Origin of the sequence: Leyella stercorea (assembly GCF_021531355.1) — a bacterium.
Classification (GTDB): domain Bacteria; phylum Bacteroidota; class Bacteroidia; order Bacteroidales; family Bacteroidaceae; genus Prevotella.
In genome coordinates this window covers 54,910-77,939 of record NZ_JADYTS010000002.1, presented here as the reverse complement: position 1 = coordinate 77,939, position 23,030 = coordinate 54,910, and the positions used below count along the sequence as shown (strand labels likewise).

The following is a 23,030-nucleotide window of genomic DNA, read 5'->3' as shown; positions in this document are numbered from 1 at the left end:
TTATATTATTCTAATTTCTGCAACGGTGCCTCACGACGCGGTATAGCCTTCAATTGCGAGCCACCCTTTTTACCTCGCCACTCAAAAATATCGTTCTTGTCGAGCGGACGTATATAGTCGAACCATTCGAATGCGCCAAGGTGCAACTTGTCAGGCGGCACCTGGGTGATGGGATACATTGTACCGGAAGCCTTTGATGTCCATATACGTTCAAGCTGACGATCTGCCGAGATAAACATCCGCATAGTATCTGTCTCGAGATAATTGAGTTCGGTGAGTACAGAATCTTTTGAATCGGCATTGTAATATATTGTCATCACATTGCCTACAGCATCTGTACGGCGTACCGCTCCATCGGTGAAATAGGTGTCCATACGCTTTGAAGACACCTGATTGAAGCGGTTTTTACCGTCAACCAATTCCACTGATAGAGCCTGATCAATGACCTCGGCTTTGCGAACAGTAGAATCGGCAAAGTATACCTTTATCTCTTCGCCAAGTATCTGGCGGTTCAGATTCCATGCAATCGGGTCGCGATACATTGTCATACACGAGTCGAGCGAGCTGAATACGAGCGAGTCGCACACAGCCTGCACGTCCTGACGATAGGCTCGCACATGCGGAAAGGCATGCACCTTACGATAAACCGAGTCGGTATTGATATGGAAAGTAAAAATCTTCAATGAGTCGGCATGCATCCACAGTGTGTCACGCTGCGAGTAGTCGAGCAACATGGCGCGGTCGGTGCCATATCCATATCCGGTCTTCTCGTTATAGAACAGACGGTTGGCATGTAGCTCGTTCTTGTTCTTCTTGTCGATATACACTACGTTGCCAAATCCCTCGTTGTCGCCGTTAGAGTTGTCGTGGTATAGCGAATCGCCCGTAATGGTCTTGTCACCATCAACGATTGTTGAGCGGCCGAACAGCTGCGAGCGGTCGGTACGCGAGTTGGTATAAGCATCGGTAGTGTGTATTATCGTACCCTTGGATGTTATGGTCGACGGTCCTACAACATGTGCTACCGACGTACGAGTATCATAATGCAACGTATCAGTAGTAATATGGTTCTGGCCTGAGAACATCTCCACTCCATAGTAGAATGAAGCCTCGCGTGTTGCTGTGCTGTATGCACCCCAGTCGCTGACAAGCCGGTCTTTGCCGTCAACCAGTTTTCCGCCCTCAAAGAAATAAGCGAGGTTGTACAAGCGGTCGTAATCGAGCGAGTCGGTATACAATGTCTGCTTACGATGCTTGAGAACCACATTATTGCGGGCATGCATCATCTGGTCGGCACCATTGTAGTCAGCACGGTCGCAAGTGAGCGACAGGGTATCGCCCTGCTTAAAGCGGACATGTCCGAAAGCCATAACCGAATTTTCTACCTGAAAGAAGTAGGCACTGTCGCACCACAATTGCGAGCCGGCATGCGTGAAGTGTACCTTACCTCGGAGTATCTGTGCTCCTGGTACAGCTCCCCACTGGTCGTAAGTCAACTCATCAGCGTGCTTCAGATACACACGTTCGTCGGTTTTCTGGCGCTTCTTCTTTTTGTCAGGAGCCGCAACTGTTGTTATAAGACTAAAGCCAAAAAGGCATAGAATCGTCATTACGACGACTCTATGCCACTTTATACTTGTATGATTATTTTCATTCATTGCCATTAAACAATAAGCCTTTTAAAGCATAACTATACGGGATGAGAGACACTACTTTATCCAACCCTCGTACTCAAACTTGCACTTCTTGCAACGGTCGTTCATCTTGACATATGTAGTCTTAATTTTGTTTACCACCCACTGGTGCAAGAAGTCGGCACGTTGTTTCTGTAGCACCACATTCTTCATCACCTGATAGTCTTCGGTGATTGTGGCACGGTGGGCTGGGGTACGGCTCTTAAGCTTTACGATGGCTGCCACAGTCTTGCCTTTTTCGTTAATCATCTGGAACGCCTTGCTCACATCGCCCACTTCCATGTTTTCTACCTCGCGAGCCACCTCGGTTGGGAGGTCCTTCATCTGGAACTTCGATGTGCGTCCGTCCTGACTGTTATACGACATAAGACCGTGATTGTTGCGTGTATCCTTATCGTCAGACACAACCGAAGCAGCCTCCTCAAAGGTCACCTTTGCTGCACGTATGTCTGTTGCAAGCGAGTCAAGACGTGTGCGCATTGAGTCGACAGCCTCGGTAGACACACGTGGAATGCGCAGTATGTGGCGCACCTTGATTTTGTCACCACGCTTGTCGATGAGCTGGATAATATGGAAACCATACTCCGACTCTACAATCTTCGAAATCTTCTTCGGGTCGGTCAGATTGAATGCTACGCTTGCAAATGCGGGGTCGAGCATACCACGACCTACATAGTCCATCTCTCCACCCTGACGTGCCGAACCCGGATCCTCTGAATAAAGACGTGCCAGTGTACCGAAAGAAGCCTCGCCCTTATTTACACGGTCGGTATAGTCGCGCAAGTCGTTCTTCACACGGTTTATCTCATCTTGTTCAATCTTAGGCTGACGGGTAATGATCTCAACCTCAACCTCGGTTGGAACGAAAGGAATGCTGTCCTCAGGCATATCGCGGAAGTAGTTGCGAACGTCAGACGGTGTAACCGTTATATCGCTCACCAACTTCTCCTTCATCTGCTGAATAAGCTGATTGTTCTTGAAATCATCGTGCAACTGTGAGCGCATCTGTGCCACAGTCATTCTCTTGTATTCCTCGAGTTTCTCCTTCGAGCCAGCCTGCTGTATCCAGCGGTTTATCTGCATGTCAATGTTCTGTGCAATCTCACCCTCAGTAACTTCAATTGAGTCGATTGCAGCCTGATGAAGGAAGAGCTTCTGCACAGCTATCTGCTCGGGGATAGCACAGTCGGGGTCGCCGTGCCACGTAACACCTTCAGCCTCACCTTGGAGTCGTGTCATCTCGACATCCGACTTGAGTATAGGCTCATCGCCTACAACCCATATCACCTCGTCTACCACACTGTGCTCAGGTGCCTTGAAATCAGCATTTACAGCACGGGCGTTTGCCGTATCAGAAATGGCAACAGCTGCCGTATCAGTCTGCGACTTGGCGTCAACCATATGACCCTTGCCACGCTGTGCATTGGCTCCAATACCAGCACAAAGCAACACGGCTACAAGAGCTATCAATATTGATTTTGTTTTTTTCATTTATCTCTTTTTGTTTTGATCTATTTCCTTACTTATATCTCTCTATACAGTATTGACGGCATTTTATCAATGCTTGTTGACAGTATTAAGCACCTCACGGTTGACATGCACAGCATATTTGCGTCGCAAATCAGCCACCCATTTATGTTCGAGCTGCTCCTGAAGGTCGGACACTACCAGTTCGCGTACATCGACATATGTCTGCGGACGCTTTATCTTCTTGCCGAAAGTTCCTTCAACTTTATATACATTATCAATAGCTGATTTCGCTTTTGTCTTGTCAACACCATACTCAGCGCGGTCAACCGTGGAATTGTCGCCCTTGGCAAAGATGCCTATTGTGGCCTTGATGCGTTCTGTAGAGTCGTTGAACTGTGTCTTCAGTGCCTCTGCCCACTTGTCGAATGGCGTAGAGCGCAGCAGTTTTCTCACAGCCTCGGCATCTGTCTGATTGCGTGTATAGAATGCCACTCCCTTGAATCGCGGTTCAGCCCACGCATATTTCTTGCGGTTCTTCTTGAAGTAGGCTTGTTGTGCCTTGGTGTCGTTGGCGGCGCGTTCCCACACTGTGCGGTTTGATATTTCGTACAGCAGGAGTCCGTCGTAATACTCGCGTATCAGTCCGCTCATCTCCGGCGACTTCTCTTCCAGTTCCTCGGCACGGCGTTCTATCACCTGTTCGGGTGTGAGTGCCGGCTTCGAGAGCTTGGCTATGGAGTCGATGCGTTGCGAGATTATGCGCTCGCGCAGTCCGCGGCTTTCGATAAATCGGCGTATGTCGGCTCTTACTGAGTCGTATGGAAAGAAGTTGCCCCTGTCTACCACTCTTATAATATGGTATCCGAACGGTGTCAGGAACGGCTTTGATGTCTCGCCCTTCTTCAAGGCATACGCCTGGTCTTCAAACTCCTTTATAGTCTGTCCGCGCTGTATCCACGACAGATCGCCTCCGCGCATGCCCGAGGCCTTGTCGTCCGACAGTCGGCGTGCCATGTCGCCGAAGTCGGCACCTGCCATCAGGGCTTTATATATAGAATCTGCCTTGAGAGATGCGGCGCGCTGCAGCTGTGCGTCAGCCTGCTGCGACAGCGCCACGAGGATGTGCAACGGATGCACCAGTCCGCCCCCGGCGTCGATTCGTGTCTGTGTCTGCTTGTATATGTTACGTGCCTCGCGCTCTATGTCGTCGTCGACGATGAACGTAGGACGTATCTGTTGGTCGCGATACATGAGAAATTCCTTGCGAAATGCGGCTGTGGTATCAATGCCTGCCTCTTCGGCGGCTATCACCTTCAGCTTGTAGTTGACAAACAGGTCGACATATTCGTCTATGCTCTTCTTGTCTATCGTTGTCTCAGCTGCATTCTTATTGTAGGCATACTCAAACTCCGACCGTGTGACGTTCTTGCCACCGATGGTCATTATTATCGGGTCGGCGGTCTGGGCGAATGCGCTGCCTGCCATAAGCGACATAGCAACCAACAGTGATTTTATCTTCATCGTATGTAAATATGGAGAATCCTCCTTAATTTATAGTTACATTATAACCCGTGAAAGCAATGGTCCGTGTCGCAGCCTTATACAGTCTGCGACACAAGCCATTGCCTTTTATGCTTTTGCCCTATATTTAGGGTTTCGCGTTGTCATGTTCGTAATGCTACAGTGTGATTACTGCGGACGTGAGTAGTTAGGAGCCTCACTTGTGATGGTGATGTCGTGAGGATGGCTCTCAAGCACACCAGCATTGGTGATGCGTGTGAACTTGGCGTTGTGCATTGCCTCGATTGTTCCGGCACCACAGTAGCCCATACCTGAACGCAAACCACCGATGAGCTGATAGATAACCTCCTGAACGGTTCCCTTGTAAGGTACGCGTCCGGCGATGCCCTCCGGCACGAGCTTCTTCACATCGGCTGTTCCTGCCTGGAAGTAGCGGTCCTTTGAGCCATTCTCCATAGCCTCAAGCGAACCCATACCACGATAGCTCTTGAACTTACGTCCGTTGAAGATGATGGTGTCACCGGGGCTCTCCTCTGTACCTGCTACGAGCGAACCGATCATTACCGAGCTACCGCCAGCGGCAATAGCCTTGACAACGTCGCCTGAGTAGCGCAAGCCACCGTCGGCAATCAAAGGTACTCCTGTGTCCTTCAAGGCTGAGTAAACGTCGTATACAGCGCTGAGCTGCGGAACGCCTACGCCAGCTACGACACGTGTTGTACAGATTGAGCCCGGGCCGATACCTACCTTAACGGCGTCAGCACCATTGTCAACGAGCATGCGGGCAGCCTCGCCTGTAGCCACATTACCTACAACGATGTCTACGTTGGGGAATGAAGCCTTTGCCTCGCGCAACTTCTCGATAACGTACTTAGAGTGTCCGTGTGCCGTATCGATAACGATAGCGTCAGCACCTGCCTCAACGAGTGCGCTCATACGGTCGAGTGTGTCTACTGTCACACCTACACCGGCAGCTACACGCAGACGACCCTTCTCGTCCTTGCATGCCATTGGCTTGTCCTTTGCCTTTGTGATGTCCTTGTAGGTGATAAGACCTACGAGGTGGTTCTCGGCATCAACAACGGGCAACTTCTCAATCTTGTTCGACTGCAGGATGTCGGCAGCTGCCGAGAGGTCGGTCTTGATATGAGTGGTCACGAGGTTCTCCGATGTCATCACGTCGTCGATGAGCTTGTCGAGATGACGCTCAAAGCGAAGGTCACGGTTAGTAACGATACCTACGAGATGGCACTCGTCGTCAACAACGGGGATTCCTCCGATGTGATACTCGGCCATCATGTCGAGAGCATCCTTTACTGTCTTGCCACGGCGGATTGTCACCGGATCGTAGATCATGCCGTTCTCGGCACGCTTAACGATGGCAACCTGGCGCGCCTGGTCCTCGATTGACATGTTCTTGTGAATAACACCAATACCGCCTTCGCGTGCGATGGCAATAGCCATAGCCGACTCCGTTACGGTGTCCATGGCTGCTGTGACAAAGGGCACATTCAGGCTGATGTTACGAGAGAACTTGGTTTTCAACTCTACCGTCTTGGGCAGTACCTCTGAATAAGCGGGGATAAGAAGGACGTCATCGTAAGTGAGACCGTCCATTACAATTTTATCAGCAACAAATGATGACATATAACTTAAAAATTTATTGCGTGCAAATTTAGCAATAAAAATCCAATCGGGGACATTTTCTAACGACTTTATTTCAAGCGTTAATGCAAATTAACGGCTTTGGCAGCTGAGTTGAGAATTGAGAGTTGATGTTAGTTGAGAGTTGAGAGTTGAGAGTTGAAAATTGAAAGTTGAGAGTTATGATATGTTTTGTTTGCAATACCTTTATTATATATGGTAATCATAACTCTCAACTATCAAATATCAATTCTCAACTACCATCAATTTCCCTGCTCCGACATAAACTTTATTCTTACTAATCGGATTTCATTCTCTTCGTAGTCGCCACCGAGCTCTTCCACAGCCACTTTTATACTGTCAGTGTCCGACTCACGGAAATACTCGTAGATGTCGTCTATTTGGTCGTCGTCCATCACATCCTCAAGGAAGTAGTCGATGTTCACCTTGGTGCCACTGTAGACGATGGCATCAAGGTCGTCGAGAAGGTCGCTGAACTCCAGGTTCAATGCCGAGGCGATGTCGTCGAGCGGCATGCGACGGTCGAGATAATGGATTATCTTAATCTTCTTCATCGAGTCCTTGGCAACAGTGCGCACGAACATCTCCTCTGGACGCTCAATCTCGTTGTCCGAACAATACTGGCGGATTAGTTCGCAAAACTCCTTGCCGTAGCGCTTCGCCTTGCCCTGACCTACACCCTGGATATTGCGGAGCTCCTCGATAGATACGGGGTACATCGTGGCCATCTGTTCGAGCGAGATGTCCTGGAAGATGACGTAGCCCGGCAGCGACAGCTTGCGTGCCATCTTGCGACGCAGGTCTTGCAGCATGCTGTAGAGCGTAGGATCGAGTGCGGCAGCTCCATGGTCGTCTGTCTCCTCGTCGGCGTTGTCGGTGAAGTCGGTGTCTTCTACGTATGTGAACGGTTGCGGATTGCGCACATAGCGCTTGCCTGCCGCCGTCACCTTGAGCAGTCCATAACTTTCGATGTCCTTATGTATATATCCAGCTATCATGCCCTGACGTATCACAGGGTTCCATGTCTTGGCAGGCATGTCCTCACCAGCGCCAAACTCCTCGAGCTGGTCGTGATGATGCGACACGACGTCGTCGGTAGCGCGACCCTTGATGAAGTCGATAACATAGTCCTGGCGGAATCCCTCCTTCAGGGCAAGCAGCGAGCGCAGCACTATGAGTAGCGCCTCCTTACCATCGCGCTGAACCTTCGGATGCAGACAGTTGTCGCAGTTGCCACAGTTGGCCTTGGGATATTCCTCGCCAAAGTAGTGCAGCAACAGCTTGCGGCGGCACACCGACGACTCGGCATAGGCAGCCGTCTCCTGAAGCAGCTGCCGGCCTATGTCCTGCTCTGCCACAGGCTTACCCTCCATGAACTTCTCGAGTTTCTGCAGGTCCTTATGCGAGTAGAAAGCGAGGCAGATGCCCTCTCCTCCGTCACGTCCGGCGCGTCCGGTCTCCTGATAGTATCCTTCCAGACTCTTGGGTATGTCGTAGTGGATTACAAATCGTACGTCGGGCTTGTCGATGCCCATGCCGAAGGCTATGGTGGCTACAATCACGTCGTTGCGCTCCATGAGGAAGTCGTCCTGTGTCTGCGAGCGTGTGGCCGAGTCGAGACCAGCGTGATAAGGTGCCGCCTTTATGTCGTTGGCCTTAAGCACAGCCGCCAGATCCTCCACCTTCTTGCGCGAGATGCAGTATACAATACCGCTCTTGCCCGCGTGTTGTTTGATGAATTTTATTATCTGTCGGTCGATGTCCTTGCTCTTCTGGCGTACCTCATAATATAAGTTGGGGCGATTGAATGACGAGCGGAACTCACGTGCCTCGCTTATGCCGAGACTCTTCTTGATGTCCATGCGCACCTTGTCGGTGGCAGTAGCAGTGAGTGCTATGACTGGAGCGTTGCCAATCTTCTGTATCGTAGGGCGTATGTTGCGGTATTCCGGACGGAAGTCGTGACCCCACTCCGATATACAATGTGCCTCGTCGACTGCATAGAACGAAATCTTGAACGAGCGGAAGAATTCGAGGTTATCCTCCTTGTTGAGCGACTCTGGAGCCACATACAACAGCTTGGTGCGTCCGGCATAGATGTCGCTGCGTACCTGATTGATAGCCGCCTTGTTGAGCGACGAATTGAGATAATGAGCCACGCCCGATTCCTCGCTCAGCCCGTTGATTACATCCACCTGATTCTTCATCAGCGCGATGAGCGGCGACACGACTATGGCGGTGCCGTCCATAATGAGCGACGGCAACTGGTAGCACAGGCTTTTGCCACCTCCCGTAGGCATGAGCACAAAGGTGTCGTTGCCTTCAAGAAGATTGCTTATGATGGCTTCTTGTTCGCCCTTAAACGAGTCGAACCCGAAGTAGTGTTTCAGTTGTTCATTGAGGTTAATTATCCCAGTCATAGTAGTAATATTTGTATGAATTAGGAGTTAGGAATTAGGAGTTAGGAATTGATTGCCTTTGGCAATTTGGAGTTATGAATTAGGAATTATAAATTAAGGATAAAAGAGTCAAAATCAATTCCTAATTCATAACTCCAAAATCCTAACTCCTAATTCCTAACTCCTAATTCCTAATTCCTCAAGTTTGACTTTTCAAGTTGTTTCTTGGCATAGTCGAGTGTCACGGTGAACTCGTCGACCTTCTTCGATGGCACCTCAAACATGGCGTCCATCACAATGGCCTCCACGATAGAGCGCAGTCCACGTGCTCCGAGCTTGTACTCCACACCCTTATCTACGATAAACTCCAGAGTGTCGTCGTTGAAGTGGAGCTTGATGCCGTCCATCTCAAACAACTTCTCATACTGCTTGATGATGCTGTTCTTGGGCTCTACGAGTATTCGGCGCAATGCGGCACGGTCAAGCGGATTGAGATAGGTAAGCACCGGCAGTCGGCCGATAATCTCGGGTATCAGACCGAACGACTTGAGGTCTTGCGGCAGGATATACTTCATGAGGTTGCCCTTGTCGAGATGGCGCACGTTCTGCACCGAGTTGAATCCCACCACGTGTGTGTTCATACGCTGTGCTATCTTGCGCTCGATGCCGTCGAATGCACCGCCACAGATAAACAAGATGTTGCGCGTGTCTACATGGATATAGTCCTGGTCGGGATGCTTGCGTCCACCCTTTGGCGGCACGTTCACCATGGTTCCCTCAAGCAGCTTGAGCAGACCCTGCTGCACACCCTCGCCGCTCACGTCGCGCGTGATGCTGGGGTTGTCGGCCTTACGTGCTATCTTGTCGATCTCATCGATGAATACGATGCCACGCTCGGCTGCAGCCACGTCATAGTCTGCCACCTGAAGCAGACGCGAGAGAATACTCTCCACGTCCTCGCCCACGTAGCCCGCCTCGGTGAACACCGTAGCGTCGACAATGGTGAATGGCACCTTGAGCAGCTTGGCAATGGTGCGAGCCAGAAGAGTCTTGCCCGTACCAGTAGAGCCCACCATGATGATGTTGCTCTTCTCTATCTCCACACCGTTGTCGTCCTGCGGCTGCTGCAAGCGCTTGTAGTGGTTGTAAACAGCCACCGAGAGATATTTCTTTGCCTCGTCCTGACCTATTATATATTGGTCGAGATATTCCTTTATTTCCATCGGCTTTGGCACATCGCTCAGCGCTACGTCAAACTGCGACTTGCGCTTACCCTTGGCGTCCGGTCCTATGCCTGCCTCGCACACTATCTGATATGCTTGCTGCGCACACTGGTCGCAGATGAATCCGTTGAGTCCTGTTATGAGGAAGTTCACGTCCTTCTCACTTCTTCCACAGAAGCTACATACTTTTCTCGCCATAGCTCTACGTCTTTACTCCTTTCCTTCGCTTTGTGCAACATCCATTCCGTCCACGCCTGTGAGCGACGGCTTTCTTATCAGCACGGTGTCTATCATGCCATACTCCTTCGCCTCCTCGGCTGTCATCCAGTAGTTGCGGTCGGAGTCGGCCCACACCTTGTCAAACGGTGTGTGCGAGTGGTCGGAGATGATGGTATACAGCTCCTTCTTGAACTTCTGTATCTCGCGCGCCTCAATCTCGATGTCCGAAGCCTGGCCCTGCACACCGCCCAGCGGCTGGTGTATCATCACGCGGCTGTGCTTCAGCGCCGAGCGCTTGCCCTCCTTGCCTGCCACGAGCAGCACGGCAGCCATCGAGGCAGCCATGCCGGTACACATGGTCGACACGTCGCTGCTGACGAACTGCATTGTGTCGTATATGCCGAGACCTGCAGTCACGCTGCCGCCGGGTGAGTTGATGTAGATTGAAATGTCCTTGCCTGGGTCTACCGAGTCGAGATACAGCAGCTGGGCTGTGAGGGTGTTGGCTGTGTAGTCGTTAATCTCGGTGCCAAGGAAGATGATGCGGTCCATCATCAAGCGCGAGAACACGTCCATCTGAGTGACGTTCAACTGGCGTTCCTCAAGAATGTACGGGTTGAGATACTGCGCCTGGGCTCTCATCACATCGTCGAGCACCATGCCGCTCATGCCGCGGCTGGTAGCGAATTTTCTGAAGTCGTTCATATGAATATTATCTTTTCTATCTGAATCTATCTGTGTATTATATATAAATAATGTAGAGAACACAACCGTTTGCCCTACATTATACAAAGATACAAAAAAAATATTATAACCAAATTTTTTAACACAGATATTTTCAAACACCGCGACAACATCTCAACCGGAGACTTTTCCTCAATACAATATTTGCATTTCTAACCGCTCAAAACTGCGAGCTGAGCACACTAAGAAATCTTTGGCTCGAAATTCGTGAGTTTTGAGCATACAGTGATATCAAGTTAATAATCAGCGCATTACGATTAAAACAGCGTTTGTGTGCATTTTTTAAGAACCAAAGAACAATCGTTTTTATAGCAAATGGACTACTTTTGACCTCCATTAAAGCTCCATTTGCACGGCAAAAGTTGTCCCGTTGCACTCCAAAAGTAGTCCTGTTGCATTGCAACGGAGGCATAAATGAAAAAAGTCATGGCTTCGGACACTGCGAAACACCGCAAAAACGATTCGCGAAATCTCTAGAATCAATTTTTTGTTTGTAACAATTTTTTACCATAATCACAATATTTGCCTGCTCCAACTCACCACGATGCTCACTTTATTAGCACCACGATGCTCAATCTTATTAACACCACGAATTTCACGAATCTCACGAATCATTCCCCCAATCCAAAATTCGTGTGATTAGGGCAATTCGTGGTGAGACAAAGGGCAATTCGTGGTGAAATAGAAAGGACTACACCAGCGAGTCAAGTCGTCGTTTCAGCTCCTTCAGTTCGTCGCGCACCGAAATCAGCGTAGCGAGTATGTCCGAACTCTTGTCCACACCGGCGCGGTTCTTGTTGAGCATCTTGCGTGCCGCCGCCAGCTTGAAGCCGCGCACTTTCACCAGATTGTGTATGGTGCGTATCTGCTCAATGTCCTTCTCGGTGTATTGGCGCACGCTCTGGCCCACCGTCTTGGGTTTGAGATGCGGAAACTCCGTCTCCCAATAGCGCAGCGTCGACTCACGCACGTCGAACATTGCTGCCACCTCCTTTATGGAGTAGTATAATTTCACATTCTTGTTGGTATTCAGTGCCATATTAGTCTTAATTTATTTGCAAAAATAACCAAAACAGAGTACCTTTGCAAACGTTTTAGGAAGAATTTAATACAAAGTACGTAATATTATATAATATGATGACAGCTAACGAAATCCGCGACTCGTTCAAAAAGTTCTTCGAGTCGAAAGGACACACCATCGTGCCCAGCGCACCTATGGTAATCAAGGATGACCCAACGTTGATGTTCACTAACGCAGGTATGAACCAGTGGAAGGACATCATTCTCGGCACACGCGAGCCCGAACCGCGACGCCGTGCCGACACTCAGAAGTGCCTCCGTGTGAGCGGAAAGCACAACGACCTCGAAGAGGTTGGACACGACACTTATCACCACACCATGTTCGAGATGCTCGGCAACTGGTCGTTTGGCGACTACTTCAAGGAGGGTGCCATCGACTACGCGTGGGAGTATCTGGTCGACGTGTTGAAGCTCAATCCTGCCGACCTCTACGTCACAGTGTTCGAAGGTAGCGAAGAAGAAGGATTGAAGCGCGACGACGAGGCTGCATCATATTGGGCTAAGCACGTGCCTGCCGACCATATCATCAACGGCAACAAGCACGACAACTTCTGGGAGATGGGCGACACAGGTCCTTGCGGTCCTTGCTCGGAGATTCATCTCGACTCACGTACTCCCGAGGAGAAGGCTAAGACTCCAGGACGTGAACTCGTAAACAAGGACGACCCACAGGTTATCGAGATTTGGAACATCGTGTTCATGCAGTATGAGCGCAAAGCCAATGGCTCGCTCGTTCCGCTGCCTATGCACGTTATTGATACCGGTATGGGCTTCGAGCGTCTTGTTCGTGCTATGCAGGACAAGCACTCCAACTACGACACCGACATCTTCCAGCCAATCATCAAGGAAGAGGAGGCCATTACAGGCTTGAAGTATGGTGTAAGCGAGGAGACCGACGTGGCAATGCGTGTATGCGCCGACCACTTGCGTGCTGTAGCTTTCTCTATCGCCGACGGCCAGTTGCCTTCTAACGCCAAGGCAGGCTACGTAATCCGCCGTATCCTTCGCCGTGCTGTACGCTATGCTTACACATTCCTCGGACAGAAGGAGGCATTTATCTATAAACTCATCCCCGTATTGACCCGTGAGATGGGCGAGGCTTTCCCCGAACTCAAGGCTCAGCACGACCTCATTCTCCACGTCATCAAGGAGGAGGAGGACTCGTTCCTCCGCACACTTGAGAAGGGCATCAACCTTCTCTCTTCGGCAATGGAAGAGCTTAAGAAGCAGGGCAAGACACAGCTCGACGGCGTGCAGGCTTTCCGTCTCTTCGACACCTACGGATTCCCGCTCGACCTCACCGAGCTCATCTGTCGTGAGAACGGATTCACCGTTGCCGAGGACGAGTTCAACGCCGAGATGCAGAAGCAGAAAGACCGTGCACGCAACGCCGCAGCCGTTGAGAATAGCGACTGGGTCAACCTGCGCGAGGGCGAGCAGCAGTTCGTGGGCTACGACTTCACCGAATATGAGTGCCACATCCTGCGCTATCGCAAGGTGACTCAGAAGAAGAATACATACTACGAGCTGGTACTCGACAACACTCCGTTCTACGGCGAGATGGGTGGTCAGGTAGGCGACAATGGTGTTCTCGTGAGCGAGAACGAGACTGTGAACATCACCGACACAAAGCGCGAGAATGGTCAGTCAATCCATATCGTTAAGGCTCTACCTAAGAATCCGGAGGCCGACTTTATGGCATGCGTTGACGTTGACGCACGCGAGGCTTCGGCTGCCAACCACACCGCTACCCACTTGCTCGACTACGCCTTGAAGCAGGTGCTTGGCGACCATGTTGAGCAGAAGGGTTCGTTCGTATCGCCAACAACATTGCGTTTCGACTTCTCTCACTTCTCTAAGGTCAGCGACGAGGATCTGCGCAAGGTAGAGCGTGTAGTCAACGACCTCATCCGTCAGGACCTGCCGCTCGACGAGCATCGCGACACTCCATTCGAGGAGGCTAAGAAGCTGGGTGCCATCGCCCTCTTCGGCGAGAAGTATGGCGACAAGGTGCGCGTAGTGCGTTTCGGACCGAGCTGCGAGTTCTGCGGTGGTATCCACGCACAGTCAACTGGCCGCATCGGTTTCTTCAAGATTATCTCTGAGAGCAGCGTTGCTGCCGGCATCCGCCGTATCGAGGCTAAGACCGGAAAGGAATGCGAGGAACTGATGTACAACATCGAGGACGGAATGAAGGCCATCCGCGCACTCTTCAACAACGCTAAGGACCTGCAGGCTGTCATCGGCAAGTATATCGAGGAGCACGACGCCATGAAGAAGAGCATCGAGCAGTTCCAGGCTCAGGCTGTAGAGCGTACCAAGAGCGAACTCATCGCTAAGGCTCGCGAGGTGAACGGTGTTAAGGTTATCACCGCCGTATTGCCTATGGAACCATCTGCTGCCAAGGACCTCATGTTCAAGCTGCGCCAGGCTGTAAGCGAGAACATGCTTGCCGTCGTCGGCACAGTATCTCACGACAAGCCAATGCTGAACGTAGCAATGAGCGACGATCTCGTCAAGGACCACTCGCTCAACGCCGGACAGATGGTACGCGAGGCTGCCAAGCTCATCAAGGGCGGCGGCGGCGGTCAGCCTCACTTCGCCCAGGCAGGCGGCAAGGACAAGGATGGTCTGTCAGCAGCAGTAGATAAGGTAGTTGAGTTGGCTCAGCTGTAATAAGGATTTTAACAATAAGCAATGCAATGAGCGTTGCTGAACATAAATCGAGTAGGAGGTAAACACTAATCATAGATGTTTATCTCCTATTTTCATGTTTACCGACCTCTCACACCACCGTACGTGCCGTTCGGCATACGGCAGTTCCTATTTTGGATGCCATTCGAGATACGCCCCCATTAAATTACTATCGCTTAATTATTAGGTTCTGCCCTTCGTGCAACTTTATCGACGTATTGCACTACGATGGCGTCTGCTGACTTCTCACGGCACGATTTGTTTCACACCTGCACTTAAAACAAATCCACTGAGTGGATAAGCCACTTTCAAAAGACAGAAGCACCCTACAGGAAAACTTGTACTATGAAAACATAAATTGCAAATATAACGAGAAGGCCAATGCCACTAATAGCCATTTGCCTAACAACTTGTTTCACATTAGAGATTTTTTTGTTTTTATATCGTCTGTACAAGCGAACCATGCTCTTGAACGTAGCTATGCCAGGTTCGGCAGCAACCATTAAAAACAAAGCTTTGAATAAAACTGATAACATCATCCTATACCTCCAACACAAAGACCCCACAATCCAACAGTAACAGCAACTCCACATGTAGTCCCTAACGTTGTTTTGGCTGCTTGTTTTACAAGTTGCAGCGCTATTTTTTTCGAAACTCCTTTTTCGATAGCAGCCCTAACAGTAGTTGCCAAATCCAATCCAATGGCAGAAAGCGCACAATCAATGTAAACATTTCCTGTAATTGCACGTGTTGAGGAAGAATCATTATCGAGAATTGAGCTCATAGCAATAAGTCCTGCATAAACCACAGCTTCCTCGTTTCCATTCCCTATTTCTCTTATAATTTCTTCTTTTGCCAAGCCGATTTCCGAGAAGAAGTTGTAAGATGCATCCAAGAGGATTCTTTCATTTTTCTCTAACACATCTTTCTCATCGCCAATAAGTATGATACTGTCTGATGCGCCACAACTAACAGCCCTTGACTTCCCGGTATAAATGTAGGAGTAGCACGTTTTATTGAAAGAATCAACAGTGTTTTTCAGCTTTTTCGCATTGGCAAGAGAAAGAACCTTACTTTCTTGCGAAAACCCATCAAGATCGGACTCGTTCGAACAAGACGCAACAACAAACAACAGTGTCAATGCAGAGAAACAAAATAACAACTTTTTGACGGAGTCTACAGCTATAAGAAGAGTTGCCATTACCTTGAATGATTTCATATAAAATGAATTTTAACGGTTTATAAATAATTATTAGAACTCGGTCACAAATATATGACAAGTTATCAAATAAACAACACCAGCTTATGTTAATTTTTCCAAATCAAAATTATTTCATCCTCTATCTTGTTCATTTTCTATCTTTTTCCTGACTTCGTCATTGTGTCACCCAATACTAGGTGACGCAAAGATACATAATATTGTTTATCAATCAGTTACAAAAAAATGTTTTTTGAGTGACGAAGTCAATCGAGTAGGAGGTAAACACTAATCATAGATGTTTATCTCCTATTTTCATGTTTACCGACCTCTCACACCACCATACGTGCCGTTCGGCATACGGCGATTTCGTGCTTTTACACCTCACGGTGTGTAACAAGTTGTTTTCAGCCATCCCTTCGAGATACGTCACTTCTATTCTATTGTCGGATTCCGTCATATCGTGTGAATAGAGAGTTCCTTTCTGGCATAATGCACGCAATGTAGTAAATAGGTAGATAAGTCACTCCATCCTTAACTTCCACATTCTTGGCATTCGACAATACAAAAGCCTGATGAATGTTATATTCCTTAATCTGCAGGAACTTATCCAATGCGCTATGCACCTGATAATCTTTGCCAGACTTTATCTCCAGTGGAAGAACAGACAGATTGACCATGTCGTCGATGAGATAGTCCACCTCGCCTGTTTTCTTGTTGTCGTAATAATAAAGGTTGAATCCGTGTGCGCGTAATTCCTGCGCCACAACCGTCTCATAGACAGAGCCAAGATTGATGCTTGCCATGTCGTCCATAATGGCCTTTATGTTTGTGCCATAGAAAATACCTGTCAGAATGCCCACGTCGTTCATGTACAGCTTAAGAAGATTTTTTCCACTATTTTCTATTAATGGGAAACTCGGCTTGCTTATAGCTTTCACTTCCAAGGCAATGCCTGATGATATGAGATAGTCAAACTCCTCAACATAATCGCTCATACGTTTGCCTTTCTTGTCTTCTATGTCTTTGGCAATCACCCGTTTCTTCTTGTTCTCCAAGTTTGAGGGAATCATACTGTAGATACGTTGTATTTTCAAACGGTTATGCGTCTCCTCATATCTTGCTGCGTCCACACCATACAAATGGTGTATGTTGTTCTGTATGTTCCTTACGGTAGTGATGTTTTTAGTGTTGACAAATTCTTTAACAGCATCCGGCAAACCTCCCACAAGTAGATATTTCTTGAATAGGTCGAGCAATTTGTTGTGAATTGCATCCGGCATTTGTTTGCGTTCGGCAAAATTCCGATGCATAGTGTCCAACACCAACTGTCCTACACCATTGGCAATAAGAAATTCCTCGAAATCCATAGGATACATGTGTTTGATGATGATGCTGCCTAATGGAATTGACGATGTTATTTTAAGAGTTACGCCAAGAAGAGAGCCACTGGCTATATAAGTGAACTTGTCGTCTTCGCGCAAAAACTTCAACAATGTCAGGAGATGGTCGTAAGCCTGTATTTCGTCAATGAAGATAAGCGTGTCTTGCTTGCTTCCCATTCTGTCGCCTGCAACAGAACTTAACGCAAGATAGAAATCATCCTTGGTTCTTGCATCAGCAAAAATTCGGTCGCCCAACTTGTCTGTCTCCATATTTATCTCGATATAGTTAGGAAAAAGTTTCTTTCCAACTTCTCTAATTATATACGACTTTCCAATCTGGCGTGCACCATCAACAATCAGAATCTTGTCAGTCCTTGATTGTAAGTGACTTACAATGTCGTTTTCTATTTTACGGTATAGCATAATTACACTTTTCTTGTTATATAACTATTGCAAAAGTACACTTTTCCTATGAAATATACAAGCGAAAGATATACTTTTCCTGTGAAAATTGTAGGCTAAAACTACACTTTTCCGATTCTGTCTATGGATTATATTGTATTTATCACATTTTTTCCTTTTCTTTTCAGTCTTCTTATTTGACAACATTTATTATCTTTGTAGTCAAATAAGAAAAAAATACAACCGTTACAAAATATTGATTTGTGTGAGAGGTTGTAGGTTGTTTATGTAAGAAGAAAAATCAATATTTGAAATAGAATGTTCTACGAACTTATAAGAAAGAAACGTAACGAGTGGCTGCAATCTGCCGACTGCACCATACGCCCCATGCTCCAATACATAGAGCAGAGGGGAAAAATGCGTGACGCCCAAGTCGAAGCTATAAAAACATACCTATATCTAAAGATAGCCTGTAAGGGAAAGCCGCTCTATAAATTGTTCATAGAGGGATATTTCAACGACACGGAGACAAACACAAAGGAACTTACTGTAGAAACTCGAAATGTACTTGAAACCAACAAGGCTGCATTGGCCCTGTTTCAATATTCATGCTTGAAGGACCGAAATGGACGTCAGCTTGCTCCAGAGTTGGAGCAGTTCATACGTCATCATGCCACAGAAGTGGACTACGAGCAGACGTTGCTTGACATATTCTATGGTGTGACCTATACCGACTATCTCTTCTCGCTTCCAATGGGTGCCGGCAAGACTTATCTGATGGCAGCCTTCATATATATCGACCTATACTTTGCCCAGAACGAACCTGACAATCCCGTATGGTCGCACAATTTCTTGATTCTTGCTCCGTCGGCTCTGAAGTCGAGCATAATACCAAGTCTTAAGAATATTCGCGAGTTCGACCCTTCATGGATATTCTCAGAGGTTGAGGCGCAGAAGCTCAAACGACTTGTGAAGTTTGAAGTACTCGACGAGCAGAAGTCTGGCAGCAAGAGCAATATCGTGCGCAACCCTAATGCCCAAAAGATAAACACCCATCTGTATGGCAACAATGTAATGGGCATAGTGGCACTTACTAATGCAGAGAAAGTTATACTTGACCGTATGGACAACACGGCGAGTGATGCAAAGGCTTTCACCCCTGAGGAGCTGAAGAAGTGTGACATAGCCAACGAATTGCGCTCTGTTATAGGCAAGATACCACATCTGTCGGTGTTTATTGACGAGGTGCACCATGCTACCGACGGCGATATAAAGCTGCGCAAGGTAGTGACAGCCTGGGCTACAGAAAACCACAGTTTCTGCAACGTTTTAGGTTTCTCCGGCACGCCTTATCTTGACAAGGCTGAGAGGACAACGATAGGTGGCACATTCACAATAAAGAACACTAATATCAGTAATGTTGTTTATTACTATCCGCTAATGGACGGTATAGACAACTTCTTGAAGCGTCCGGATGTGAAACATGTAGACATATCGTCCGAGGAGATTCTTCAAAGTGGAGTGCGCGAATTCCTGAACACTTATAAGGACACCGTATATGCTGATGGCACGTGTGCAAAGCTTGCCATATATTGCGGTAAGATAGCCACACTCGAAGACAATGTTTATCCTCTTGTGGCAGAGATAGCCACAGAGTATGGGCTTAATCCTGCTGAGGTGATTCTGCGTAGGCACAAGGGCAATACCAAATATCCCGAGCCAGAAGGTTCGGAGGCAATGTTTGCTGCGCTGTCGTCGCCTCTTAGTAGGGTGCGCATTGTGTTGTTGGCACAGATAGGCAAAGAGGGATGGGATTGTAAGAGTCTCACAGGTGTAATATTGCCGCACGAGGGAGCTTGTCCTAACAATATGGTGCTGCAAACCACATGCCGTTGTCTGCGCCAAGTGATAAAGGGAGAGCGTGAGACGGCTCTTGTATGGCTGAACAAATCGAATGCCGACAAGCTTAACAAGGAACTCAAGCAGCAACAGAACATCACGCTCAGCGACTTCAGCAGCAAGCCACCAGTGGAGACTAAACATATAGAGCGGTTCGTGCGCAAGGAAGTTCCGTCTATCGACTTCTATCAGATACGTGTGCAGTATAGAACCATCGTCAAGGAGTCGCAACCTAATACTGCGGCACGTCTTGCCGACCCCGACATTCTGCGCAAAAAAGACAAGGCTCTTGTCACTATTCAGAACATGGAAGGACAAGTGACTGGTTATGACGAGATTCTTGAAGGCAATGCCGAGCAACTGTCCTTCAGATGGTGGCTGCATACTATTATGCGCGAATCGTTTGGCATGCTTTCCATAGCCAAACTCATGGAGCATGAGCCACGCCTTAGAGCCATCTACGACGAGACACATGCAAGTGCTGAGTACGACCATTGCAAGATACGCTCGATGATACGCAAAGCCTTTGTGCCTAAGCGCGACTTCAGCATTGTTGAGGAGGTTGTGCCCTACGAGGCAAGCATACTGTCGCTTGAGCATCTTAAAGCCATCGATGTGGCAGACCTAAGCCTTGTCTATCCTAAGGAGGAGGACGTGAGGGAGATACTCGATTGGGACGCACATCCTGAAAAGGGAGAAATTGCTGCCAAGGACTTGGAGATGATAGAGACGATGAAGAAGATACCTGGCATACCTCAAGAGGCTATTGATGCGGCTATGATTGGAATACAATCAAAAGTGCCCAACGACCCGCATCCGGAGCGCACTCAGACATATCAGTATCTGCCTTATCGCTTTGACAGCAGTCTTGAGCTGGAGTATTTCACTAAGGCTCTGCTTGTGATGATGAAAGACCGCAACCTTGAATACTATTTCAATGGCGACGACACGCTGACAGAGTTCAAGATACGCACATACCGCAAGACGGCAAGTGGCCATTGGCAATACGACGGACTGTATGTGCCCGACTTCCTAATGGTGAGCCGTACGGCAGAAGGTGGAATCGACCGTATCTGTATCATTGAGACCAAGGGCGAAGGCTATGCGCCAAAGTTCAAGGATAGGTTGAAGTTCATGCAAGACACCTTTGTGCCTAAGAACAACGAACAGTATGGACGAAACCGTTTTCGTTTCCTCTATCTTAAGGACACTGATGGTCATGAGGAGCGAGTAAAGAAAACAATAGAAATGATAAACGAATTTTTCAAATAAGCAATACAATGGCAATAAGATATATACCATATTATCCTGACACTCTGCAAGGACAAGCTCGTCTTGACAACTTTGTACGCACCAACCGTATGCTCTTTTACAAGGACAACGACCAGGTTAAGACTCGCGTGCAGCGAGGTATGCCTCTATACGAGGTGAGCGCGAAAGAAACTGTAGGCACGAACGACAAAGGCAATATAGTGATGCACGGCGAGTGTCTCTCTACCTGTGCCTACTTGAAAGACAAAGGCATAGAGGTGGACCTTGTTTATATTGACCCTCCTTTTGCTTCGGGTGCCGATTATGCCAAGAAAATCTACATACGCCGCAATCCTTTGGTGCAAAAGGCTATAGCTGAGGCTGAACTGCAACTCGACAATAGCGATATGCTCGCATTTGAGGAGAAAATGTATGGCGACATCTGGGATAAGGAACGTTACCTCAACTGGATGTATGAGAATCTTATGGCGATAAAGGCGGTAATGAGCGATACGGCAAGCATTTATGTGCATCTGGACTATCATATAGGACATTACGTCAAGATTCTTATGGATGAGATTTTCGGAGAGGAGAATTTTAGAAATGAGATAATTTGGAAAAGAAGTACAGCGCATAGTGATTCAGAATATTATGGTAATAACTTTGATATGATTTTCTTCTATACCAAATCATCTTCTTCAGTTTTTAATACTGTATATCAGGACTATGAAGATGAATATTTGGCACGCTTTAGCCAAAGCGATTCTGACGGAAGGAAATGGGACAGTGGAAACCTAACAGCAAAAGGATTGCAAGGTGGTGGATATGACTATGAGTACAAAGGTTGTCGTTCGCTTTGGCGTATGCCATTAGAAACAATGAAAAGACTTGATGCTGAAGGACGCTTACACTTTACAAAAAATGGTGGTATTCGTTCTAAAGTTTATATGGATGAATTACCTGGTATGCCTGCTCAAGCTTTATGGACTAATATCAACCCCGTCAACTCTCAAGCCGATGAGCGTGTCGACTATTCCACTCAAAAGCCCGAATCCCTCCTTGAGCGTATCATAAAAGCCTCAAGCAACGAAGAAATGCTCGTGGCCGATTTCTTTGGAGGAAGTGGTGTGACCGCTGCTGTGGCTCATAAACTTGGTCGTAGGTTTATTCACAACGACGTCAACATTAATAGCATTCAGACAACGCGCGACCGTTTGGTAGGTGTTGGAGCTGAATTCACAATGATGGAGATTAGGGATGGCGTGAGTCTTTTCCGTAATCCCGTGCAGACAATGGACAAACTCGTAAAGCTTATTCCAGGGCTTAATACGGATGCTAATCTCGATAAGCGTTTTTGGGCTGGTAGTATATATAGTAGTCAAAACGGACAAATGCCTGTTTATCTGCCCAACTTGCTGGACAGCAGCTGTAGGGTGATGGACACTACTGAGATGAATCATATAATACGCGAGGCTTTGCCCGACCTCAGCAACGATGTAAAACATGTCATTGTATATTACATTGATGTGGAAGACATGGAGGCTCTTAATCAGTTTATACACGACGAGAACACTCGGACTGATATAGAGATAGAACTGCGCGACCTGAAACAGATACTTGATGAAGTTGTTATGGAGGATGAGGCTACATGGACGCTCTCAGAAGTACAGGTGGAGCTGTTCACTAAATGGCAAGTGAAGATGCTCACATTCCATAGCGATTACGTAATGAAGAAGATAGAGGCTTTCAATCTGAAGGCCAACCAACAGCACACCAAGAAAGTGGCTGACGGCAAGAAATCTACATTCAAGCCTATCGAGATAAGCGACGAGGGACTGGAATGTATAGAGTGGCTTTCTGTAGACTGCACCTCGGCACAAAAAGATGCGCCTTGGCATAGCGACGCAGAGGTGAAGATAGAGAAGAATGGTACTGTGACTATAAACGGTAACAAGACCCGCGACCTTTGGGATGCCACTATTATTTCGGAAGATAAGCCTTTGCGCCTAAAGGTGCGCAATATTTGCGGTGACGAGACAGTCTTTATCTTATAGACAGTATCTTATGAAGAAAACAGCTTATTCGTTGGTTTGATAGCGCAGATACGTCATATACAAATGTGTCGCGTGAGGTAAATGGCAACAAAACTATCAATCTGAAAATGCAGTAAAATAAAAAAGAGGACG

At 47.9% G+C, this 23,030-nt stretch carries 13 protein-coding genes; 3 read left to right on the top strand and 10 right to left on the bottom strand.

Annotation, left to right across the window (positions count from 1 at the left end; translation table 11 throughout):
* Positions 1-5: 5 nt before the first annotated feature.
* The 8 genes from I6E38_RS01050 to I6E38_RS01015 form a co-directional block, all read right to left on the bottom strand.
* The gene (locus tag I6E38_RS01050; RefSeq protein ID WP_235392241.1) at positions 6-1,610 is read right to left on the bottom strand and encodes an OstA-like protein; all 1,605 of its coding nucleotides are present in this window, start codon (positions 1,608-1,610) and stop codon (positions 6-8) included.
* A gap of 99 nt (positions 1,611-1,709) precedes the next feature.
* Positions 1,710-3,185, bottom strand: a complete 1,476-nt coding sequence (locus tag I6E38_RS01045) for a peptidylprolyl isomerase (protein WP_235392240.1) — start codon at positions 3,183-3,185, stop codon at positions 1,710-1,712.
* Positions 3,186-3,251: 66 nt separating this feature from the next.
* Positions 3,252-4,685, bottom strand: coding sequence for a peptidylprolyl isomerase (locus I6E38_RS01040; RefSeq protein WP_235392239.1), 1,434 nt, complete (start codon positions 4,683-4,685; stop codon positions 3,252-3,254).
* A gap of 168 nt (positions 4,686-4,853) precedes the next feature.
* The gene (guaB, locus tag I6E38_RS01035) at positions 4,854-6,332 is read right to left on the bottom strand and encodes an IMP dehydrogenase (protein WP_235392238.1); all 1,479 of its coding nucleotides are present in this window, start codon (positions 6,330-6,332) and stop codon (positions 4,854-4,856) included.
* A gap of 260 nt (positions 6,333-6,592) precedes the next feature.
* Entirely contained in the window at positions 6,593-8,770 is a 2,178-nt protein-coding gene (gene recQ, locus I6E38_RS01030; RefSeq protein WP_235392237.1) for a DNA helicase RecQ, read from the bottom strand.
* A gap of 170 nt (positions 8,771-8,940) precedes the next feature.
* Positions 8,941-10,170, bottom strand: a complete 1,230-nt coding sequence (gene clpX / locus I6E38_RS01025; protein WP_235392236.1) for an ATP-dependent Clp protease ATP-binding subunit ClpX — start codon at positions 10,168-10,170, stop codon at positions 8,941-8,943.
* A gap of 12 nt (positions 10,171-10,182) precedes the next feature.
* Positions 10,183-10,896 carry an ATP-dependent Clp endopeptidase proteolytic subunit ClpP gene (gene clpP / locus I6E38_RS01020; RefSeq protein ID WP_235392235.1) on the bottom strand — a complete coding sequence of 238 codons (714 nt, stop codon included), beginning with the start codon at positions 10,894-10,896 and terminating at the stop codon, positions 10,183-10,185.
* Positions 10,897-11,626: 730 nt separating this feature from the next.
* Positions 11,627-11,974 (bottom strand): MerR family transcriptional regulator, encoded by a 348-nt coding sequence (locus I6E38_RS01015; RefSeq protein ID WP_235392234.1) that lies wholly within the window; start codon positions 11,972-11,974, stop codon positions 11,627-11,629.
* Between the two features lie 95 nt (positions 11,975-12,069).
* On the opposite strand from I6E38_RS01015, the gene alaS reads away from it, so the two are divergent.
* Entirely contained in the window at positions 12,070-14,691 is a 2,622-nt protein-coding gene (gene alaS / locus I6E38_RS01010; RefSeq protein WP_235392233.1) for an alanine--tRNA ligase, read from the top strand.
* Between the two features lie 553 nt (positions 14,692-15,244).
* On the opposite strand, the gene I6E38_RS01005 is transcribed toward alaS, so the two are convergent.
* Together I6E38_RS01005 and I6E38_RS01000 are read right to left on the bottom strand one after the other, a co-directional pair.
* Positions 15,245-15,928: a hypothetical protein gene (locus I6E38_RS01005; RefSeq protein WP_235392232.1), complete on the bottom strand. Its 684-nt coding sequence runs from the start codon at positions 15,926-15,928 to the stop codon at positions 15,245-15,247.
* 419 nt (positions 15,929-16,347) lie between these two features.
* Positions 16,348-17,715, bottom strand: a complete 1,368-nt coding sequence (locus tag I6E38_RS01000; protein ID WP_235392231.1) for an ATP-binding protein — start codon at positions 17,713-17,715, stop codon at positions 16,348-16,350.
* A gap of 297 nt (positions 17,716-18,012) precedes the next feature.
* Here I6E38_RS01000 and I6E38_RS00995 point away from each other — a divergent pair, with 297 nt between their 5' ends.
* Positions 18,013-20,865 (top strand): DEAD/DEAH box helicase family protein, encoded by a 2,853-nt coding sequence (locus I6E38_RS00995; protein WP_235392230.1) that lies wholly within the window; start codon positions 18,013-18,015, stop codon positions 20,863-20,865.
* A gap of 8 nt (positions 20,866-20,873) precedes the next feature.
* On the top strand, positions 20,874-22,898 hold the full coding sequence (locus I6E38_RS00990) for a site-specific DNA-methyltransferase (protein WP_235392229.1): 2,025 nt from the start codon (positions 20,874-20,876) through the stop codon (positions 22,896-22,898).
* Positions 22,899-23,030 lie beyond the last annotated feature (132 nt).

What these genes read in the sequence shown, in the direction of transcription:
- guaB (WP_235392238.1), bottom strand. Translation starts at nt 6,332, where the DNA reads ATGTCATCATTTGTTGCTGATAAAATTGTAATGGACGGTCTCACTTAC.
- alaS (WP_235392233.1), top strand. Translation starts at nt 12,070, where the DNA reads ATGATGACAGCTAACGAAATCCGCGACTCGTTCAAAAAGTTCTTCGAG.
- I6E38_RS01000 (WP_235392231.1), bottom strand. Translation starts at nt 17,715, where the DNA reads ATGCTATACCGTAAAATAGAAAACGACATTGTAAGTCACTTACAATCA.
- I6E38_RS01005 (WP_235392232.1), bottom strand. Translation starts at nt 15,928, where the DNA reads ATGAAATCATTCAAGGTAATGGCAACTCTTCTTATAGCTGTAGACTCC.
- I6E38_RS01015 (WP_235392234.1), bottom strand. Translation starts at nt 11,974, where the DNA reads ATGGCACTGAATACCAACAAGAATGTGAAATTATACTACTCCATAAAG.
- I6E38_RS01040 (WP_235392239.1), bottom strand. Translation starts at nt 4,685, where the DNA reads ATGAAGATAAAATCACTGTTGGTTGCTATGTCGCTTATGGCAGGCAGC.
- recQ (WP_235392237.1), bottom strand. Translation starts at nt 8,770, where the DNA reads ATGACTGGGATAATTAACCTCAATGAACAACTGAAACACTACTTCGGG.
- clpP (WP_235392235.1), bottom strand. Translation starts at nt 10,896, where the DNA reads ATGAACGACTTCAGAAAATTCGCTACCAGCCGCGGCATGAGCGGCATG.
- I6E38_RS01050 (WP_235392241.1), bottom strand. Translation starts at nt 1,610, where the DNA reads ATGACGATTCTATGCCTTTTTGGCTTTAGTCTTATAACAACAGTTGCG.
- I6E38_RS01045 (WP_235392240.1), bottom strand. Translation starts at nt 3,185, where the DNA reads ATGAAAAAAACAAAATCAATATTGATAGCTCTTGTAGCCGTGTTGCTT.
- I6E38_RS00990 (WP_235392229.1), top strand. Translation starts at nt 20,874, where the DNA reads ATGGCAATAAGATATATACCATATTATCCTGACACTCTGCAAGGACAA.
- clpX (WP_235392236.1), bottom strand. Translation starts at nt 10,170, where the DNA reads ATGGCGAGAAAAGTATGTAGCTTCTGTGGAAGAAGTGAGAAGGACGTG.
- I6E38_RS00995 (WP_235392230.1), top strand. Translation starts at nt 18,013, where the DNA reads ATGTTCTACGAACTTATAAGAAAGAAACGTAACGAGTGGCTGCAATCT.